This window comes from Pandoraea pneumonica (genome assembly GCF_049918595.1).
GTDB classification, from domain to species: domain Bacteria; phylum Pseudomonadota; class Gammaproteobacteria; order Burkholderiales; family Burkholderiaceae; genus Pandoraea; species Pandoraea pneumonica_A.
On the sequence record NZ_JBNCRZ010000004.1, the window covers coordinates 591,156 to 608,260 of the forward strand.

Here is a 17,105-nt window from a genome sequence, read left to right on the forward strand (position 1 = left end):
AACGGATACGCTGTTCGGGGCTCACGCCTCGTTGGCGGATATCCTGACCATTCCCGGTATCCGATCCACCGCCTCCAGCACCTGCTCCGGTGTGATCTCTCGCGAGCATTCGAACGCACGCGGGGTGCCGTGGTGGCGTGGGCACCAGTGGAAGTCTTCGTGGCGATACTGCAACGCGGGATCGTGCCAGCAGCCTGTGCAGACCTCCGGCGCAATGACGCGGTAAGGCGTCGAGAACTCGTTATGCGGCAGCGTGAAGCCGGACACCAGCACGGTCGGCGTGCCCGCGGTCCATGCCAGCCACGCCAGCCCGCTCGACAAGCCGATGAAGGCGCTCGCATGCATCAGCCAGCGTGCACGTTCGGTGAGCGGTAAGTCGCCGGTCATGTCTTCGGCACCTGCCGGAATCTCCTGCCAGAAATCACCCTTCCCATGGCGCGGCTTCTGATCGATGCAAATTACCCGGAAGCCACGCGCAAGCAATTCGCCGACCACTGTCTCCCAGCCTTGCGGGCGATTCCAGTATTTGCACTGCGCCGTACTCTGCACGGCGATACAGACATAAGGCTCTGCGATCGGACGTGACGTGTCGGGCAAGCGGAGCGCAGCCGTCGCCTCCGCATCGTCCACACCAAGAATGTGGGCCGCCGTGCGATGCAATCCCGTCTCGCGGAAATCGCGCGGTTGCTGTGTCAATTCCCAGTCGTTAAAGAAGAGACCGACGTTGTAAGTCGCGTAATACTTGCGCCGCTCGACGTGCGCCTGTGCGACAAAATCCACCTCGGGGTAGGCGTCACGGAACAACGCGGCGATGGCGGGCGTCACCACGCAAGCCAAACGGCAGCCATGCTCGCGGCCGAAACGCAGCCCATAGGGTAGCCAGCCCAGCACATCACCCAAGGCGGCCGCGGGAAACTGCACGAGCACGTCCTGATCGCGAGCGTCGTAGCGATGCTCGAACACCACCACGTCGTTCAACCAAATCGTGATGCCGTACGGCACGAAGTATTTCGCGGGGCTGCGCACCACTCCCGACGACAATTCGGTCTCGATGAGCGTGGCATCGGTGCGTGTATCGAACAGCCTCACACGCCATGGCAGCGGTTGGCCGAAGTCGGGAATGACGACCCGTGCGCCGTCGTTGAAGTCGAAACGCAATCCGGCCGGGCCGACCTGCGTCGGCAGCAACGCCGGGGCGAGGAAGATTTGGTGCGGCGACTGCGCAAACGGCGCGACGGCGGGCGCGTTGCCTGAGAGGGTATCGGTGGGGACGGCATCGTTCATGCCCCTACCTTACGTCGGTCACCCGAGCGGCAATCGGTGAACAAACACGGCAAAAGGCGGTTATTTCGCGTTTTTGCCGGTCTTTTCGATCAAAAACCCTTTCGATGCCTTACTTACCCCGCGCCCGTCATCGCCTGATATTGGGTACGCAGTGCTTGCGTAAAGCGCTGATTGATCTCGCGCGGGTTTTCGCGGCGCGTGAACATCGCCACGGGCGGCAACGTCCACGACAGCGACCACGGCACTACCGCCACCCCTGCCACGCGCACCAGTTCCTCGGCAATATCGGCGGGCAATAGCGACACGGCCCGCTCGCTGCTGGCCAGCAACTCCCCGGTCAGGCGCGAGGAAAAGCTCTCCACGATCGGCACCGGCGGCACCACACCCGCGTGCAAGAACAAATCGGCCAATTGATCACGCATCGGGGTATTGGGCGCGCCCATCACCCAATCCAGCTCGGCGAGTTGTGCCCAAACCGGTGCGCTCCGCCCAAGCCGTGCCGCCAAGCGGCGGCTAGCCACGACGCGGGGCATCTGATGATGCAGCACTTCGAATTGCACTTGTGTGAGATCGACACTGGCGGCGGCGCGCCCGATCACGACGTCCAGCGTGTGATCGCGCAACTGCGCCATAAGCGCCTCGCTGGTGCCCTCATGCAGCGTGACGGTGAGCCGTTGTGGCAACTGCGCGAGGGTCTGCTGAATGGCGGCGGCAAGCGTCTTGCCGGAGATATAAGGAATCACGCCCACATGCAGGCGCGCTGCGTGTCCGGCCATGACGGCCTCGATGTCGCGGGTCAGGTGGTCGAGGTCGTGGACCATCGCCTGTGCCCGGGCGAGCACCACGTCGCCCAGCGGCGTGGGCGTCATGCCGCGCGGCGTGCGGTCGAAAAGCGGGCCGCCCAGCATGCTCTCCAGCTCGGCAAGCGCGCTGGTCACGGCCGGCTGGCTGGTCGCCATATGCTCGGCCACGCGCGTGAGCGAGCCATGCTGCTGAATCTGCAATAACAACACCAGATGGCGCATCTTGAGCCGCGTCGTCAAACGCCGCACCACCTCGCCCGTATCGAAAGGCACCACGCCTACCCCCTGAATCCCCAAATCCTGCGAGCGTCCTGCCGCCCCCGCCGGGCGGGGAAAGTACGCTCATAACAAAAACATGATGGCCCCATAGTAATTCAGAATCGCCTCCCAATAGCGGCTGCCTAGAATGGCTTCGCAATCAGGTGCGCCGGGCGGCAACCGTCGAAAAGAAACGGCCGGACGACGCACGAGAGAGACGACATCCAACGAGGACGACACGCCCATGAGCAACAGCAACGATCACCAGGCCGCCCTGGAATATCACCAGTTCCCCACCCCGGGCAAGATCTCCGTGACGGCCAGCAAGCCGCTCGTCACGCAGCGCGACCTGGCGCTCGCCTACACCCCGGGCGTTGCCATCCCGTGTCAGGAAATTGCGGCCGACCCCGCCAAGGCGTTCAACTACACCGCGCGCGGCAACCTCGTGGGCGTGATCACCAACGGCTCCGCCGTGCTGGGGCTGGGCAACATCGGTGCGCTCGCCTCCAAGCCGGTAATGGAAGGCAAGGCCGTCCTCTTCAAGAAATTCGCCGGGATCGACGTTTTCGACATCGAAATCACCGAAAGCGACCCCGATAAGCTCGTCGACATCATCGCCAGCCTCGAAGCCACGTTCGGCGGGATCAACCTCGAAGACATCAAGGCCCCCGAGTGCTTCACCGTCGAGCGCAAGCTGCGCGAGCGCATGAAGATCCCGGTCTTCCACGACGATCAGCACGGCACCGCCATTACCGTCTCTGCCGCGTTCATCAACGGCCTGAAGGTCGTGGGTAAAGACATCAAGGAAGTGAAGGTCGTGACCTCGGGCGCCGGTGCGGCTGCCCTGGCGTGTCTGGATCTGATGGTCGATCTCGGCCTGCCCATCGAAAACGTGTGGGCCACCGACATCGATGGCGTCGTCTACGAAGGCCGCACGGTCGGCATGGATCCGGACAAGGCTCGCTTCGCCCAGAAGACCGACAAGCGCACGCTCGCCGAAGTGATCGAAGGCGCCGACGTGTTCCTCGGTCTGTCGGCAGGCGGCGTGCTCAAGCCGGAAATGTTGAAGACCATGGGCCCGCGCCCGCTGATTCTGGCGCTCGCCAACCCGACGCCGGAAATCTTCCCGGAAGACGCGCGCGCGGCTCGCGACGACGTGGTGCTGGCCACGGGCCGTTCGGACTTCCCGAATCAGGTCAACAACGTGCTGTGCTTCCCGTACATCTTCCGCGGCGCACTGGACGTGGGCGCGACCACCATCACGCGCAACATGGAAATCGCTGCGGTGCACGCGATTGCCGGTCTGGCGCAAGAAGAGCCGAACGACTCCGTGGCAACCGCCTACGGTGCCTATGACCTCTCGTTCGGGCCGGAATACCTGATTCCGAAGCCGTTCGACTCGCGTCTGATCGTGCGTATCGCACCGGCCGTGGCCCGTGCGGCCATCGAAGACGGCGTGGCCACGCGCCCGATCGCCGATTTCGACGCGTACGCCGACCAGCTGCAACAGTTCGTGTACCACTCGGGCGCGTTCATGAAGCCGATTTTCTCGGCGGCGAAGCAACTCGTGCGCGACGGCGGCAAAGCCCGCATCGTGTTCGCCGAAGGGGAAGAAGAGCGCGTGCTGCGCGCCGTGCAAGTGATCGTCGACGAAAAGCTGGCACGTCCGATTCTCGTGGGCCGCCCGGAAGTGCTGCTCGCGCGCATCGAGAAGTTCGGCCTGCGCCTGCGTCTGGGCGAAGACGTCGAAGTGACTAACCCGTACTACGACGAGCGCTTCCATCAGTACTGGACGAACTACTGGGAACTGCGCTGCCGCGACGGCATCACCAAGGAAATGGCGCGCGTGGAAATGCGCCGCCGTCTCACGCTGATCGGCGCGATGATGGTGCGTCTGGGCGACGCCGACGGCATGATTTGCGGCACGGTCGGTGCGTATCACGACCACCTGCGCTTTGTGGACGAAGTGATCGGCAAGCAAGCGGGCGCGAACACCTACGCCGCGATGAACATCCTGCTGCTCGACAAGCGCACCGTGGCACTGGTGGACACGCACGTCAACGACGATCCGACGGCCGAGCAGATCGCCGAATTCACGCTGGCCGCCGCCAAGCAAATGTCGTGGCTGAACCTCAACCCGAAGGTCGCGCTGCTCTCGCGCTCGAACTTCGGCTCGGGCAGCGCCGCGTCGGGTACCAAGATGCGCCGCGTGCTGGAGATGGTGTCGGCACAAGCACCGGATCTGGAAATCGACGGCGAAATGCACGGCGACTGCGCACTCGACGAAGCCCTGCGCAGCCGTATCCTGCCGCATTCGCGTCTGAAGGGTGCCGCCAACCTGCTGGTGTGCCCGAACGTGGACTCGGGCAACATCGCCTACAACCTGCTCAAGACGGGCGCGGGCAGCAACGTTGCGGTGGGTCCGTTCCTGCTGGGCGTGGGCGCACCGGTCAACGTGCTGACGTCCAGCTCGACCGTGCGACGCATCATCAACATGACGGCGCTCACGGTTATCCAGGCCAATCGTGACTGAAGTCGACGCGGCGCTCGCGCTCCGGGGTAGGTAAGCCTCCGGGTGCCGAGCGTCGGCGCCAACGCCCCGGCAAGCTGGGCAAGCGTATCGCTTTGATACGCTGCCAGCCGCGCCGGGGCGTTGGCGTTTCGGTCCGGGTGTTTTCTCCCGGCACCGCCTGCCCGAACACTTTCCCGCAAATCCATTCGAGCGTGCTGCACATCGCGAAGTAGATCAGCGCGACGAACGCGAACACTTCTGCCGGATATACCATCAACCGGCTGTTGACCTGCGTCGCCAGAAACGACAGCTCCGCCACGCCGACGATGTAGGCGAGCGAGGTGTCTTTCACGAGCGAAATCCACTGGTTCACGAACGACGGCGCCATCATGCGCAGTGCCTGCGGCAGCACCACATGCCGCAGCGTTTGCACGCGCGTGAGGCCGAGCGACATGCCTGCCTGCCACTGCGCCGCGCCCACCCCGCGAATTCCGGCGTAGACCGTGTGCGAGAGATACGCGCCGCCGATGAGCGAGAGTGCGCACGCCACCGTCGCGAGGCCGGGGACGTTCACGCCGAAGAGAATCGGCAGCAGGAAGTAAGTCCAGAAGATCAGCATCAGCACCGGAATCGCCCGGAAGAAGCCGATGACGAGCGTGAGCGCCCAGCGCGTCGGACCGTTCAGCATCGCGAGCGCAATGCCGCCCGCAAGCCCAAGCAGGCCCGATGCCACCGCACTCGTGCTGGCGAGCACCAGCGTGAGCGCAGCCCCCGAGAGCGGACCCTCGGGGAAGTCGCCCCACAGCAGGTAGGGCAGGTTATCGAGGACGGTAGAGAAGTTCATAGTCAGCGGGAAGGGGCGGCGGCGTGGCGATGTGTGGTCGCGAGACTGACCGCTTCGATCAAGGCAATCGCGCCCACGTAGAGCAGGGTGGCGATGCCGAACGCCTGAAACGTCTTGAACGTTTCGGTCTCGACCTGACGCGACGCATACGAGAGTTCGGCCAACCCGATCGCCATCGTGAGCGATGAGTTCTTCACCACATTCATGTACTGCCCGAACAACGGCGGCAACGCGATGCGCACCGCTTGCGGCAGCACCACGTGACGGAAGATCGCGTAGCGGCTGAGTCCCAGTGCGGCAGCGGCCTGCGTCTGGCCGGCGGCCACGCCGCGCAACCCGGCGCGAATTTCTTCACCGATGAATGCCGTGGTGTAGAGCGTGAGGCCGACGAATCCGGCGAGGGTCTCAAGGGCTGGCCAGCGGATATCGAACAGCACCAGATGCCACGCGTGCGGCTGCGAGAGCCATCCGACGACACTCGTCGGCAACAACGCGGCGACGCCGAAGTACCAGAAGAACAGTTGCACGAGTAGCGGCGTATTGCGCATGACGGCGACGAACGCTGCGGCGGGGCGCGCGAATACTGCGCTGTGGGAGTTGCGTGCCAGTGCGAGCCCGAAGCCCAGCCACGTGGCGGCGGCGCTGGTGACCGCTGCCAGCGCAATGGTCACCAAGAAACCATGAAACAACCAACTGAGGTACTTCGGGGCGAGCCAATCGATCATGACGCGGTGTATCCAAGCAAAAACGCCGGGGCACAGGAGGTGGTTTCCTCTTGTGCCCCGGCAGGCAGGCGCGTAACGCTAAGGAGACGCAATATGCCGCCTTAGCGCCCAAGCCTCACGCGTCATGCCTTATCGCCGATCTTGAACAAGCGCGGCAGCGGCTGTGCCGTTTTCGGGCCGAACCAGCGGTCGTAGATGTTGGCGGCAGTGCCGTCCTTCTCGAGCCCGCGCAGCGTGTCGTTCACGAAGGCCGTCAGGCGCTCCTCGCCCTTGGGCACGCCCACGCCCATGTAGTCGTTCGAGATGGTGAACGCCGGGATTTCGTAGTTCTGCTTGTCTGGCACGTTGGCGAGCAGGCCGACCAGCTTCGGGCCGTCTTGCGTAATTGCCTGCACGGTGCCCGCGCGCAACGCCGCAAAAGCAAACGGCGTGTCGTCGAAGGCGACGATGGTCGCGCTCGGGAATTTCTCGCGCAACGTGATTTCGTTGGTGGTGCCCTTATCGGCGCCAACGCGCAGCTTGCTCAACTGATCGGGTGACGAGAGCGTGCCCTTCTTCGCGAGGAATTGCTGGCCCGACGAGAAGTACGGAATGCTGAAGTCGATCTGTTTGGCGCGCTCGTCGGTGATCGTGAAGTTGGCGAGCACGAGGTCGACCTTCTTCGATGTGAGGAACGGAATGCGGTTGGCCGGGTTCGTCGGTTGCAGTTCGAGCTTCACGCCGAGTTTGTCGGCGAGCGCCTTGGCGTAGTCGACATCGAGGCCGACGATCTTGTGCGACTTGGCGTCGACATAGCCGAACGGCGGATTACTGTCGAACGTAGCGACGCGCAGCACGCCGGCTTTCTTGATGTCGTCGAGTTTGTCGGCATGCGCGGCGAGCGGCAGCAAGGCGACGGCAGAAAAGAGGGCGGCGGCGAAGATCGAGCCAACCCGTTGAGCGCGTGGTGTGCGATGGTTGTTTTGCATGGCCTGATGGGCTCCGTTTTTGTGAAACGCATGAAACCTTCACTCGATACGGCCGGAGGTAAGCCGGAGGTAGGCCGGACAGGGTTCGGCGGTGGCTCGCTACGGATAGCGGCGAGCGGGTTTCACACGCGAGCTTCACAAGATAACGGGGCACTGGCGCGCGCCCAACCAATCGATTTTCCTTAGCAAAACGCCGGCGCTGATAAGCGCCGGCGTTCGGAGATATTGAAGCGGAGATCTGCTGCGCGCGAGATCATGCTCTCGCGCGCAGCATCGACCGGGGGTTATCCGTGATAGCGGTCGTGGTCGTCGTGGTGGTCATCGTGGCGGTTGTCGTGACGATCGTCATGACGGTCCGGGCCGCCATGGCCCCAGCCGCCGCGATCGAGCGCCCAGCCGTGCGGGCCCTGGTGCCATTCCGGCGCACGGTAGGCGTAGCCCGGACGCTCACGTTCCCAGTGACCGCCGTTCCACACGTGGCGATGGCCGTCCCAATCCCAGAAGCCCGGCGCCCACACATAGCCAGCGCGCGGTGCCGGCACCACTTCGTAACGCGGCGGCGGCGGTGCGCCGATGCTGATCGAAACGCCCACTTGAGCCTGGGCCGGTGCCACAGCAATACCGCCGAGCGTGGCGGCAACGAGCGCGATGGTAAGAGTCAGTTTTTTCATGTTCGCCCCCTTGAAAGCGATGTCTTTGAATGCGCTTTCATCGTACGAGGTGAACCGGCAAATCACGAAACAAATAGTCGTAAGAAAGTGTTCGAATTGTTTCGTTCTGTTGGCCGAAAAGCCGCGTAAATAGCGGATTTCGGGCAATTTTGTGAAACCGGCGAGCGGTCGGGATTGCTAGCCGGTCGTCCCGCATGCACGGGCATGTGCGAACTACTTCCCGGCGTGCTGGTGCCGGAATTCCTGCGTGCGCCCGCCGTATCCATAGGCTGCCGCGCGCGCGTCGATCACGTGGATGTACGAGCACGCGTGCACGTTGCCAAGCAAGCCCGAAAGCGCCTCGAACACTTGCGCGATGAACTGCGCTTTTTCGGCCTTGGTGTTCGTCTCGTCGGTCACGCTGATATCGAGATGAAAGGCGTTTTTCCCCTGCTCGGAGAGCGGCGCGCCGCCGATGAACCAACGCTCGTGGGGAATGTAGTCGACGGTGACGGCGATCACTTCGGGCGCCTTGTGCAGCACGTCGACCGTCAGTTGAGAGACGGCACGCACGGCGTCGCGCGAGAGGGCATCGTTGGGTGTGCCGGAGAGTTGCAGGACGAGATGAGGCATGACGAGACTCCTGAAGTCGTGAAGGAAGCGCCGCGAAATATGGATCGCCAGCGCACGGTTGCTGCCAACCACAACGTCAGTTTAGGGATGTCATTGACATCGGAAAAGCGGGAATATACGATTTGATCCATCGGTTTATCAAATGGATAGCATCATGGCGCCGGGATTCGATTTCGATCAGTTGCGCACGTTCGTCGCGGTGGCAGATGCGGGAAGTCTGTCGGCAGCGGCACCGCTCGTGTTTCTCTCGCAATCGTCGGTGAGCGAGCAGATTCGCAAGCTGGAAGCGCGTGCCGGGGTGTCGCTGTTCACGCGCGGCAAGCTGGGCGTGGCGACAACGGCGGCGGGCGATCGCCTGCTAGGCCACGCGCGGCAGCTGCTCGCACAAAGCGAGCAGGCATGGCACGACGTGCGAGGGTTCTCGCTCTCGGGTGAATTGCGGCTAGCGATTACCGACTACTTCCGCCCCGGTGACGTCGCGCGCATGCTCCGGCATTTGGGTGTGGTGTACCCGGCGTTGCGCATTCACGTGACGATTCTCAAGAGCGGCATCATCGAAACCGGTTACGACACCGGCGAGTTCGATATCGGCGTGTCGATGCGAATTCTCGGCAAATCGCTCGCACGCGAAGGCGTTACCGGCACGCAAGCACTCTCGCGCGAATCGCTCGACTGGGTGGCCGCTCCCGACTTCGTGCTCGACACCGATGCGCCGCTGCCGTTACTGGTGCTGCCGGACACTTGCGCGCTGCATCGCTTCACGACGCAATGGCTCGACACGCATCGCGTGCCGTACACGATTGCGCACGTGGCCTCGGGGGTGGCGGGGTTACAACTGGCGTTGAGTGCGGGACTCGGGGTGGCCTGTCTGAATACGTCGGCGGCGGGGCCGTCGCTCATGCGTATCGACAAGTTGGTAAAGGGGCGGCGTTTGCCCAAGCTGCCGGAAGCGGAGTTTCATCTGCTCCCGGCACGCCGTGGTGAGCCCGACTGGGTCACGCTGGCGCGTCAAGCGCTGGCGTCACAACTCGCTGCGCCGACAGCGCCCAACTAAGTCACTTCAATTAAATCGCGTTGAGCGGAATTTTGAGATAACGCGTGCCGTTGGCCTCGGGCGCGGGCATGTCGCCTGCGCGGATATTCACCTGGACTGCGGGCAAGATCAACGTGGGCATGTCGAGCGTGCGATCGCGGGCTTCGCGCATCGCGACGAACGCGTCTTCGCCGATGCCGTCATGCACATGGATATTCGCGCGGCGTTGTTCGCCCACCGTCGTTTGCCAGTTCGCAGCGCGGCCCGCCGGCGGATAGTCGTGGCACATGTACAAGCGCGTCGCTTCGGGCAGCGACAACAAGCGCTGGATCGAGCGATACAACGTGTGGGCATTGCCGCCCGGAAAGTCGCATCGGGCTGTGCCGACGTCGGGCATAAACAGCGTGTCGCCAACGAACACTGCATCGCCCACGCGATAGGCCATATCGGCGGGGGTATGACCCGGCACGAACATCGCTTCGGCTTGCAGGCTGCCAATCGCGAACGTCTCGCCATCGTCGAACAGATGATCGAACTGCGAACCATCGGGCGGCACGTCGGCGCCCAGATGGAACAGCTTCTTGAACACGTGCTGCACGTCACGAATGTGCGCGCCGATGGCGATACGCCCGCCGACGCGCTCCTTGAGCCAACGCGCCGACGACAGATGGTCGGCGTGCGCGTGGGTTTCCAGAATCCAATCCACCGTGAGTTGCTGCGCCTTTAGAAAGGCGAGAACGCGCTCGGCGGAACCCGTGTGCGTGCGTCCGGCTTTCGGATCGTAGTCGAGCACCGGGTCGATGATCGCCGCGCGACCGCCCGGCGCATCGAACACGACGTAGGTCACCGTCGAGGTGCCTGTGTCGAAGAAGGCTTCGATGTGGGCTGATGTAGCAGACATGACCGGGCTCCAGCAAAGGTTTATCGATTGATATATTATAAACGAGTAAAGTGTACGCGATATGCGTGACATAGCGTCGCGCTACGCTTTCCGACGCATCCATCACTTTCCCGATTTGCCTCGATCCTGCCATGCCACGCGCCACTTCGTCACCCCTGCGCGACGACGCTCGCGACGCCACGCCCGATAGTCTGCGGGGCGGGGAGGCGGCTGCGCCGCTCGACGTGGCGCGCTTGCGCAGTGCTGCACGCGACGCCACCAAGTTGCTGCGTGCATTAGCGAACGAAGATCGGCTGCTGATTTTGTGTCAGCTCACACAGGGGGAACTGTCGGTCGGGGAGTTGGAGGCGCAGCTCGATATCCGTCAGCCGACCTTGTCGCAGCAACTTGCCGTGCTGCGCACCGAGCAACTCGTCAGCACACGTCGCGACGGAAAACGTATCTACTACGCCGTCGGCGATGCGTCTGTGCTGGCGGTGCTGTCTTGCCTCTACGATCAGTTCTGCCCGCAGCCGTGACGGCGCGGGGCATTCGCCCGTGTTTCTCTCTGTGATCGATCACTCATGACCCTCGATACCCTGCATTTCACGCCGTGGACCGCGTTGGCCGGAGGTGTACTAATAGGCGTGGCCGCCGTCTGGCTCATGCTGGCCAACGGGCGCATCGCTGGCATCTCCGGCATCGTCGGCGGGTTGCTGCGCCCGCGCTCGGGCGACGTCGGCTGGCGACTCGCGTTTGTCATCGGGCTAATGGCGGCACCGTGGGTGTATCGTACGTTCGCCGTGGTGCCCGAAGCGCAGATCGACGCCAGCTTCTCGATGCTCGTTGGCGCTGGGTTGCTCGTCGGGTTCGGGACGCGGCTAGGGTCTGGGTGTACCAGTGGCCATGGCGTTTGCGGGTTGTCGCGCCTGTCATGGCGCTCGCTGGCCGCGACGTTGTGCTTTATGGCGACCGGCTTCCTCACGGTATTCGTCGTGCGCCATGTGCTGCACGCGGGAGGTGCGGCATGAAAAAGCTCGCACTGGCGTTCATTGGCGGGCTGATCTTCGGGCTCGGTTTGATTCTCGCGGGCATGGCGAACCCGGCGAAAGTGCTCGGCTTTCTCGATATCGCCGGACGGTGGGATCCGTCGCTCGCATTCGTGATGGGCGGTGCGATTGCCGTCGGTTTGGTGGGCTTTCGACTCGCGCGTGCGCAGCCGATGGCGTGGACCGGTGAGCCGCGCGCGTGGCCGAGTTTGCACGGTATCGACAAGCGTCTGGTACTCGGCGCGTTGATCTTCGGTGCCGGATGGGGGATCGCCGGTATCTGCCCCGGACCGGCACTCGTGCTGCTGGGCGCAGGCTCGGGCAAAGGGCTGACGTTCGTTGTGGCGATGCTCGCCGGTATGGCGATTCACGCGGTGCTGCCCGCGCGAGCAGCGAAGCCCTGAATGGGCGGCGGGCGCTGCGTTGTCGCCCGCGCCGCCGCTTCAGTGCTTTCTTGCCAGTTCAGTGCCTGCGTCGGCAGGCAGGCGGCGAGTAATCGGGATCGACAGCCACGAGAACAGGCCGATGACGAGAAACGCGGGCAAGAAGTCGCCAGCCGTCAGCTGTGCGTGACCCGCAAGGCGGCTGCTCGCCTGCAAGACCATCCCGGCGATCGTCACGCCAAGCCCCAGCGACAACTGCTGCACGACGCTCGCCAGACTCGTCGCGCGGCTGGCATCCTCGCTGGCGATGTCGGCATACACGATCGAATTCAGGCACGTGAACTGCAACGACGGGAAGAAGCCACCGAAGGCCACGACACCCAACATCACCAGCACCGGCGTGTTGTGCGTGAAGAGGCCATACGACGAAAGCGCCAAACCCGCGAGCGCCGCGTTGACCATCAGCACTTGCCGGAAGCCGAAGCGTGCCAGCACGCGCTGCGCAATCGCCTTCATGAAAATGGCCCCGAACGCCGAGGCGCAGGTGATCATGCCGGACTCGAACGGGTCCATATGTAGCCCTTCCTGCAACGCCAGCGGCAGCAGAAACGGCACCGCACCCAAGCCAATGCGAAAGAGCGACCCACCGATCACGCTCGCGTGGAACGTGGGAATGCGCAGCAAGCGGAAGTCGAGCAGCGGCGCCTCGGTGCGATTGGCGTGCCACCAGTAGGCGTAGAGAAACACGGCCCCCAGTACGCACATGACGATCACGACACTGTCGGCGACCTGATGCTCGCCGATCATCGCGAGGCCCAGCATCAGCAAGCCGCTGCCCAGTGCCGACAGCACGAAGCCGACGGTGTCGAGCTTGCCCGCATCGCCGCCGCGGTCGTTGTCGATGTACTTCCCGGCGAGATAGATGCCCAGCAGGCTGACAGGGATATTGATGAAGAAGATCCAGCGCCAGTGCAAATAGGCGGTGATAGCACCGCCCAGCGGCGGTCCGATCACCGGGCCGAGCAGCGCCGGCATCGTCAGGTAGCCAATCGCTTTGACCAAATCATGCTTGGGCACAGCGCGGAAAATGACGAGCCGACCGACCGGCACCATCATCGCGCCGCCCACGCCTTGCAGGAATCGCGCAAAGACAAACGTCGGCAGCGAGAACGACAGCGCGCACAGGATCGAGCCGGCCATGAAGATGCCGATGGCGGTGCGAAACACGTTTCGCGCGCCGAAACGGTCGGACACCCAACCGCAGATCGGAATGAAAATACCCAGCCCCACGACATAGGCCGTGAGGGCCATCTTCAGGGAGATCGGGTCTTGGTGCAGATCGCGTGCCATGGCAGGCAGCGAGGTGGTGATCACCGTCGCGTCGATGTTCTCCATGAACAGGGCGCAAGCGATGATGAGCGGAATAATGACGGCGCGCGACACAATGGGGGGACGGCTGGCGCAAAGATCCAGATTGTCCCATAACGCGCGCCCCGCCTTCAATCGCTAAGACGACGCCGACGGCGCGTGTGCCGCCAATATCATGGGGTGGCCGACGGTGTCGCGTGCGCCAGTTCCTCGGCGTTCAATCGATACAGCACGTGACGACGTAGCCGGTGGCCCGGCGGAATGAGCGGATGCAGGAAATCTTCGTCGGGACAATGGCGCATACCGATGCGTGTCATGACGGCGCGCGAGCGCACATTGGCCGGCGCGGTGAACGATACGAGTTCGTCGAGTTGCAGCACGTCGAACGCGAATCGGGCGGCAGCACGGGCGGCCTCGCTCGCGTATCCCTTGCCCCACCACGGGCGGGCGAGTCGCCAGCCGATTTCCACCGCTGGCACGAAAGGGGCGTCGAAGCCGACGCGCATCAGCCCGACAAATCCCGCAAAGGGCGTGACACCCGGAATCTCCAGCGCCCAAGGGCCGAAGCCGTGCGTGCGCATATGGTTACGCAGGCGCTTGGCGACGGCGTCGCTTTGCGCGCGATCAAGTGTCGTCGGGAAGTGACGCATGACTTCGCGGTCGGCATTGAGCTCGGCAAAGGCGGGCAAATCCTCGGCACGCCATGGTCTGAGCACAGTGCGAGCGGTCGTGAGCGTGACGGGCGCCGTGTCGCGGCGCTCGGGCGATTCCGATGGGGCGGGCAAAGTTGGCATGCGAATTGAGTGAATCAATGAAAGCGGCGTAAATCCGTGGCGAAGTCAGCGATGTCAGTAATTCGTCAATTACTTAATTCCGGATGGCCCGATCTTACGCCTTCGAACCGCCTCTGAGCCCCATCCACCTTGGGTTTCGGGCAAATTCCGAAGTGAATCGGGATTGGCGGATTTTCCTATCTTACGGAAACCGGACGTTGTGGGGAAATGACATTGCCGCATGGCCGCGCAATAGCGAATTGACGTATACGTTAACGAAGCAATTTCGGTCCCGATTTATCGATGGCGCGACGCAGCATCGTTCACCGTCCAATTCGCGTGAGATAGCTAGCGATATGGCACGGGTGTTCATTGGGTTGAACGGGGACGGAAATTTCCCATGTCACCCATCACGCGTGGCCTGAATTTCGGTCAATCGGGTACGCGAATTCTGCGTAGACCTTATTTGGAGATCGCGGTACTCCGATGTGAAATCCCCGAATGCCGGTAGTGTTTTGGATAACAGACTAATCGGACTGCACTTAAATATTTGTGATCGTATATTTTGGGGTGGCGTTTTATTCGTGAAGTCGATCTGCGTTGCCGCACGTCGACGTTTGTTGCGAATCCTTACGAAGTCTTGCCGAATGTTGCGTAATACCTCGGACAACGCTCAAGAAATGCGGAGTCCTGAGCACTGGTATCGGCATTTCTGCTGGAATGGATAGGATTGGAGAGCATTAGCAGCGAGTAATGAAGGGGATGAATGCTGGGGAAATTCTGGGATTCATGCCCTGATTCTGTGCATTTTCGGAAGTCGAGCGTAGGAGATTCAATGCGATTTGTGCGCCCACAGACTCATTCTTCGGAAATGCTGTTTTCAATTTATTAAAACTCGTGCTATTTTAAGTGGCGATCCATTTTAACAATGTAAGGACACGCCAGATGGCAAACTATAAGGAAATTCGCGCGCAGATCGAGAAGCTCGAAAAGCAAGCCGACGAAGCTCGCGCACGGGAAGTTTCGCAGGTCATCGCGGAACTCAAGCAAAAGATTCAAGAGTACGAGTTGACCGCCAAGGATCTTGGCCTTGCAACGACCGATGGCCGTCGCCGCGCAGCACGCGCACCGCTCGCCGCCAAATACGCAAATCCGGCCACCGGTGAAACCTGGTCGGGTCGCGGTCGCGCACCGAAGTGGATTGGCAAGAACAAAGAGAAGTTCCTGATCAAGTAATCAGCCGGTGTTGTTGCCGGACTGGCATTGCCGGTCACATGCCAGGGAAGGCGGAACGGGGAGCCGGATGCGACGCTGTACCGATGTTGTCACTTACGTCGCGCTGCGCCATCTTCGCCGTGTCCCTGAGAGCAGTAAAGCAGCAGCCCAGTAGTCGCATTGCCCCCCAACCTGGATCGCCTGGCTGTGGCTTGATGTGATGCAGTGCCCGTAATGAACAAAACCCGCCGTCCAGTCATGGACGGCGGGTTTTTTCATGGGCGTTTAAAACGTGGCGTCAATCGCGAGCGCGTCGCGCGACGGTTTGCAGGCTACTGTGCCCCCGGGTCGTCCGGCGGGAACATCAGCGTGACGCGCAGCCCGCCTGTCGGGCGGTTGCTAAACGAGACACGTCCACCTAGTTGCTGCGTCAGTTTGTCGACGATGGCCAGTCCCAGCCCGCAGTGCGCGTTGCCGCCCCGTGCGGGGTCGAGCCGCACGAAGGGCCGGATGATCCGGTTGATGTCTTCGTTGGGAATGCCCGGGCCGCTGTCTTCGACGATCAACTGCCAGCCGCTCAAGTCTTGCGATGTGCGGATCGCCATCGGCGCGCGCCCGTACGTCACCGCATTGTCGAGCAGGTTGTTGACGATGCGTTCGAGATACGTCTGCTTAAGCTTGAAACCCGGGCCCGCTTGCAGATCCAGCTCGATCGCATAGCCCTGATCGAGGAACGGCTGAATTAACGATTGCATGCGCGCTTCGACCGGCGAGGCGGCGCTATCCGACTCGATCCCCCGTGCAAACAGGAGGAATTGGTCGACGATGCGCGTCATCGATTCGGCATCGCGCGTGATGCCCTCGCTCATTTGAATATCGTCGAGCATCTCTGCGCGAAGTCGCAGCCGGGCGAGCGGCGTCTTCAGATCGTGGGCAATCCCGGCGAGCATGGTGTTGCGCTCGCGGTCGGTTTGCACGATGTCGTGACTCATGCGGTTGAAGCGCTCGGTCAGCTGACGCACTTCCAGCGGACCGCGCTCCTTGACCGGTGTGCGGATGCGATGGGTCGCCAATTGTTCGGCGGCGGCAGCCATGTCTCGCACCGGCCGCTGCAATTGCCACGCGGCGAACAGGGCAAAGATGACCGTGATACCGAGCACGGCCGCCAAGCCAGGCAAGATCGTCGCGGTGCCGGGCGGGTTACGCACCGATAACACCGGCGTGGCAATCCAGTAATCTCGGCCCGGCAGACGCGCCCAGATACGCGGCGGCGGCGTGCGCTCCACACGCAACTGCGTGCCCGCCGGAAGACGGCGGGCCAGCTCGGTCGTGAGTCGTGCGGTCTTGGTCGGTGGCTCGAACACGTCCCCATGCGCGAACGTGGCGGGCACCACCTGCACGAGATCGGGCAGCATGAGCTCCGAGTGGCCCTCATGGACCTCGGCGGCGGCCTTGATGATGAACGCCATCTGCTCGGCGGCGTTCTGTACGCGCGTATCGTCGTGATCGCTGCGCAGGATCGTCAGGTAAGAGAAATGGCTGATGACCAGCGCGGCAATGATGAGCAGCGCCAGACGGCCGAACAGCGTATCGAAGCGGCCTTTCATGCGGGGCTCCGCATGTGGCCCGGGTTAAACAGCATTGCCGGAGTCCTTGCCAGACCGATGGACGAGGCCTCCTTATTAGGAGACCTCGGGAAATAGCGTACGACGCCGGTATCACAACCG

General features: G+C 62.7%; 17 protein-coding genes. 6 read left to right on the top strand and 11 right to left on the bottom strand.

Annotated elements, in window-relative coordinates:
* Nucleotides 1–21: 21 nt before the first annotated feature.
* Together ACPWR9_RS19325 and ACPWR9_RS19330 are read right to left on the bottom strand one after the other, a co-directional pair.
* Nucleotides 22–1,284 (bottom strand): autotransporter strand-loop-strand O-heptosyltransferase, encoded by a 1,263-nt coding sequence (locus ACPWR9_RS19325; RefSeq protein WP_426330890.1) that lies wholly within the window; start codon nt 1,282–1,284, stop codon nt 22–24.
* A gap of 113 nt (nt 1,285–1,397) precedes the next feature.
* Entirely contained in the window at nt 1,398–2,309 is a 912-nt protein-coding gene (locus tag ACPWR9_RS19330; protein WP_426331106.1) for a LysR family transcriptional regulator, read from the bottom strand.
* Between the two features lie 280 nt (nt 2,310–2,589).
* Between ACPWR9_RS19330 and ACPWR9_RS19335 the strand changes: the two genes are divergently transcribed.
* Complete coding sequence (locus ACPWR9_RS19335; RefSeq protein ID WP_426330889.1) at nt 2,590–4,878, top strand: NADP-dependent malic enzyme; 2,289 nt, start codon at nt 2,590–2,592, stop codon at nt 4,876–4,878.
* Here ACPWR9_RS19335 and ACPWR9_RS19340 read toward each other — a convergent pair.
* From ACPWR9_RS19340 to ACPWR9_RS19360, 5 genes are all read right to left on the bottom strand, one after another.
* On the bottom strand, nt 4,856–5,701 hold the full coding sequence (locus tag ACPWR9_RS19340) for an amino acid ABC transporter permease (RefSeq protein ID WP_426330888.1): 846 nt from the start codon (nt 5,699–5,701) through the stop codon (nt 4,856–4,858). The two genes, ACPWR9_RS19335 and ACPWR9_RS19340, sit on opposite strands and share 23 nt — an antisense overlap.
* A gap of 2 nt (nt 5,702–5,703) precedes the next feature.
* On the bottom strand, nt 5,704–6,426 hold the full coding sequence (locus tag ACPWR9_RS19345; protein WP_426330886.1) for an amino acid ABC transporter permease: 723 nt from the start codon (nt 6,424–6,426) through the stop codon (nt 5,704–5,706).
* 122 nt (nt 6,427–6,548) lie between these two features.
* The gene (locus ACPWR9_RS19350) at nt 6,549–7,394 is read right to left on the bottom strand and encodes an ABC transporter substrate-binding protein (RefSeq protein WP_426330885.1); all 846 of its coding nucleotides are present in this window, start codon (nt 7,392–7,394) and stop codon (nt 6,549–6,551) included.
* A 284-nt stretch (nt 7,395–7,678) separates the two neighbouring features.
* Nucleotides 7,679–8,065: a YXWGXW repeat-containing protein gene (locus ACPWR9_RS19355; protein WP_426330884.1), complete on the bottom strand. Its 387-nt coding sequence runs from the start codon at nt 8,063–8,065 to the stop codon at nt 7,679–7,681.
* 213 nt (nt 8,066–8,278) lie between these two features.
* Nucleotides 8,279–8,677, bottom strand: a complete 399-nt coding sequence (locus tag ACPWR9_RS19360) for a tautomerase family protein (RefSeq protein WP_426330883.1) — start codon at nt 8,675–8,677, stop codon at nt 8,279–8,281.
* Nucleotides 8,678–8,831: 154 nt separating this feature from the next.
* Between ACPWR9_RS19360 and ACPWR9_RS19365 the strand changes: the two genes are divergently transcribed.
* Nucleotides 8,832–9,731 (top strand): LysR family transcriptional regulator, encoded by a 900-nt coding sequence (locus ACPWR9_RS19365; RefSeq protein WP_426330882.1) that lies wholly within the window; start codon nt 8,832–8,834, stop codon nt 9,729–9,731.
* A gap of 10 nt (nt 9,732–9,741) precedes the next feature.
* Here the strand turns inward: ACPWR9_RS19365 and ACPWR9_RS19370 are convergent, their stop codons facing one another.
* On the bottom strand, nt 9,742–10,611 hold the full coding sequence (locus tag ACPWR9_RS19370) for an MBL fold metallo-hydrolase (protein ID WP_426330881.1): 870 nt from the start codon (nt 10,609–10,611) through the stop codon (nt 9,742–9,744).
* Between the two features lie 131 nt (nt 10,612–10,742).
* On the opposite strand from ACPWR9_RS19370, the gene ACPWR9_RS19375 reads away from it, so the two are divergent.
* Genes ACPWR9_RS19375 through ACPWR9_RS19385 form a run of 3 tightly spaced genes read left to right on the top strand, consistent with a single transcriptional unit; the run spans nt 10,743 to nt 12,043 of the window.
* Nucleotides 10,743–11,129, top strand: a complete 387-nt coding sequence (locus tag ACPWR9_RS19375; protein WP_426330880.1) for an ArsR/SmtB family transcription factor — start codon at nt 10,743–10,745, stop codon at nt 11,127–11,129.
* Nucleotides 11,130–11,174: 45 nt separating this feature from the next.
* The gene (locus tag ACPWR9_RS19380; RefSeq protein ID WP_426330879.1) at nt 11,175–11,621 is read left to right on the top strand and encodes a YeeE/YedE family protein; all 447 of its coding nucleotides are present in this window, start codon (nt 11,175–11,177) and stop codon (nt 11,619–11,621) included.
* On the top strand, nt 11,618–12,043 hold the full coding sequence (locus ACPWR9_RS19385) for a DUF6691 family protein (protein WP_426330878.1): 426 nt from the start codon (nt 11,618–11,620) through the stop codon (nt 12,041–12,043). The genes ACPWR9_RS19380 and ACPWR9_RS19385 overlap by 4 nt, the downstream gene beginning before the upstream one ends.
* A 39-nt stretch (nt 12,044–12,082) precedes the next feature.
* Here ACPWR9_RS19385 and ACPWR9_RS19390 read toward each other — a convergent pair whose 3' ends face one another.
* Together ACPWR9_RS19390 and ACPWR9_RS19395 are read right to left on the bottom strand one after the other, a co-directional pair.
* Nucleotides 12,083–13,465, bottom strand: coding sequence for an MFS transporter (locus ACPWR9_RS19390; protein ID WP_426330877.1), 1,383 nt, complete (start codon nt 13,463–13,465; stop codon nt 12,083–12,085).
* A gap of 98 nt (nt 13,466–13,563) precedes the next feature.
* Nucleotides 13,564–14,184: a GNAT family N-acetyltransferase gene (locus tag ACPWR9_RS19395; RefSeq protein ID WP_426330876.1), complete on the bottom strand. Its 621-nt coding sequence runs from the start codon at nt 14,182–14,184 to the stop codon at nt 13,564–13,566.
* Between the two features lie 924 nt (nt 14,185–15,108).
* On the opposite strand from ACPWR9_RS19395, the gene ACPWR9_RS19400 reads away from it, so the two are divergent.
* Nucleotides 15,109–15,399, top strand: coding sequence for an H-NS family nucleoid-associated regulatory protein (locus tag ACPWR9_RS19400; protein ID WP_426330875.1), 291 nt, complete (start codon nt 15,109–15,111; stop codon nt 15,397–15,399).
* 311 nt (nt 15,400–15,710) lie between these two features.
* Here the strand turns inward: ACPWR9_RS19400 and ACPWR9_RS19405 are convergent, their stop codons facing one another.
* Nucleotides 15,711–16,985 (bottom strand): ATP-binding protein, encoded by a 1,275-nt coding sequence (locus ACPWR9_RS19405; RefSeq protein ID WP_426330874.1) that lies wholly within the window; start codon nt 16,983–16,985, stop codon nt 15,711–15,713.
* Nucleotides 16,986–17,105 lie beyond the last annotated feature (120 nt).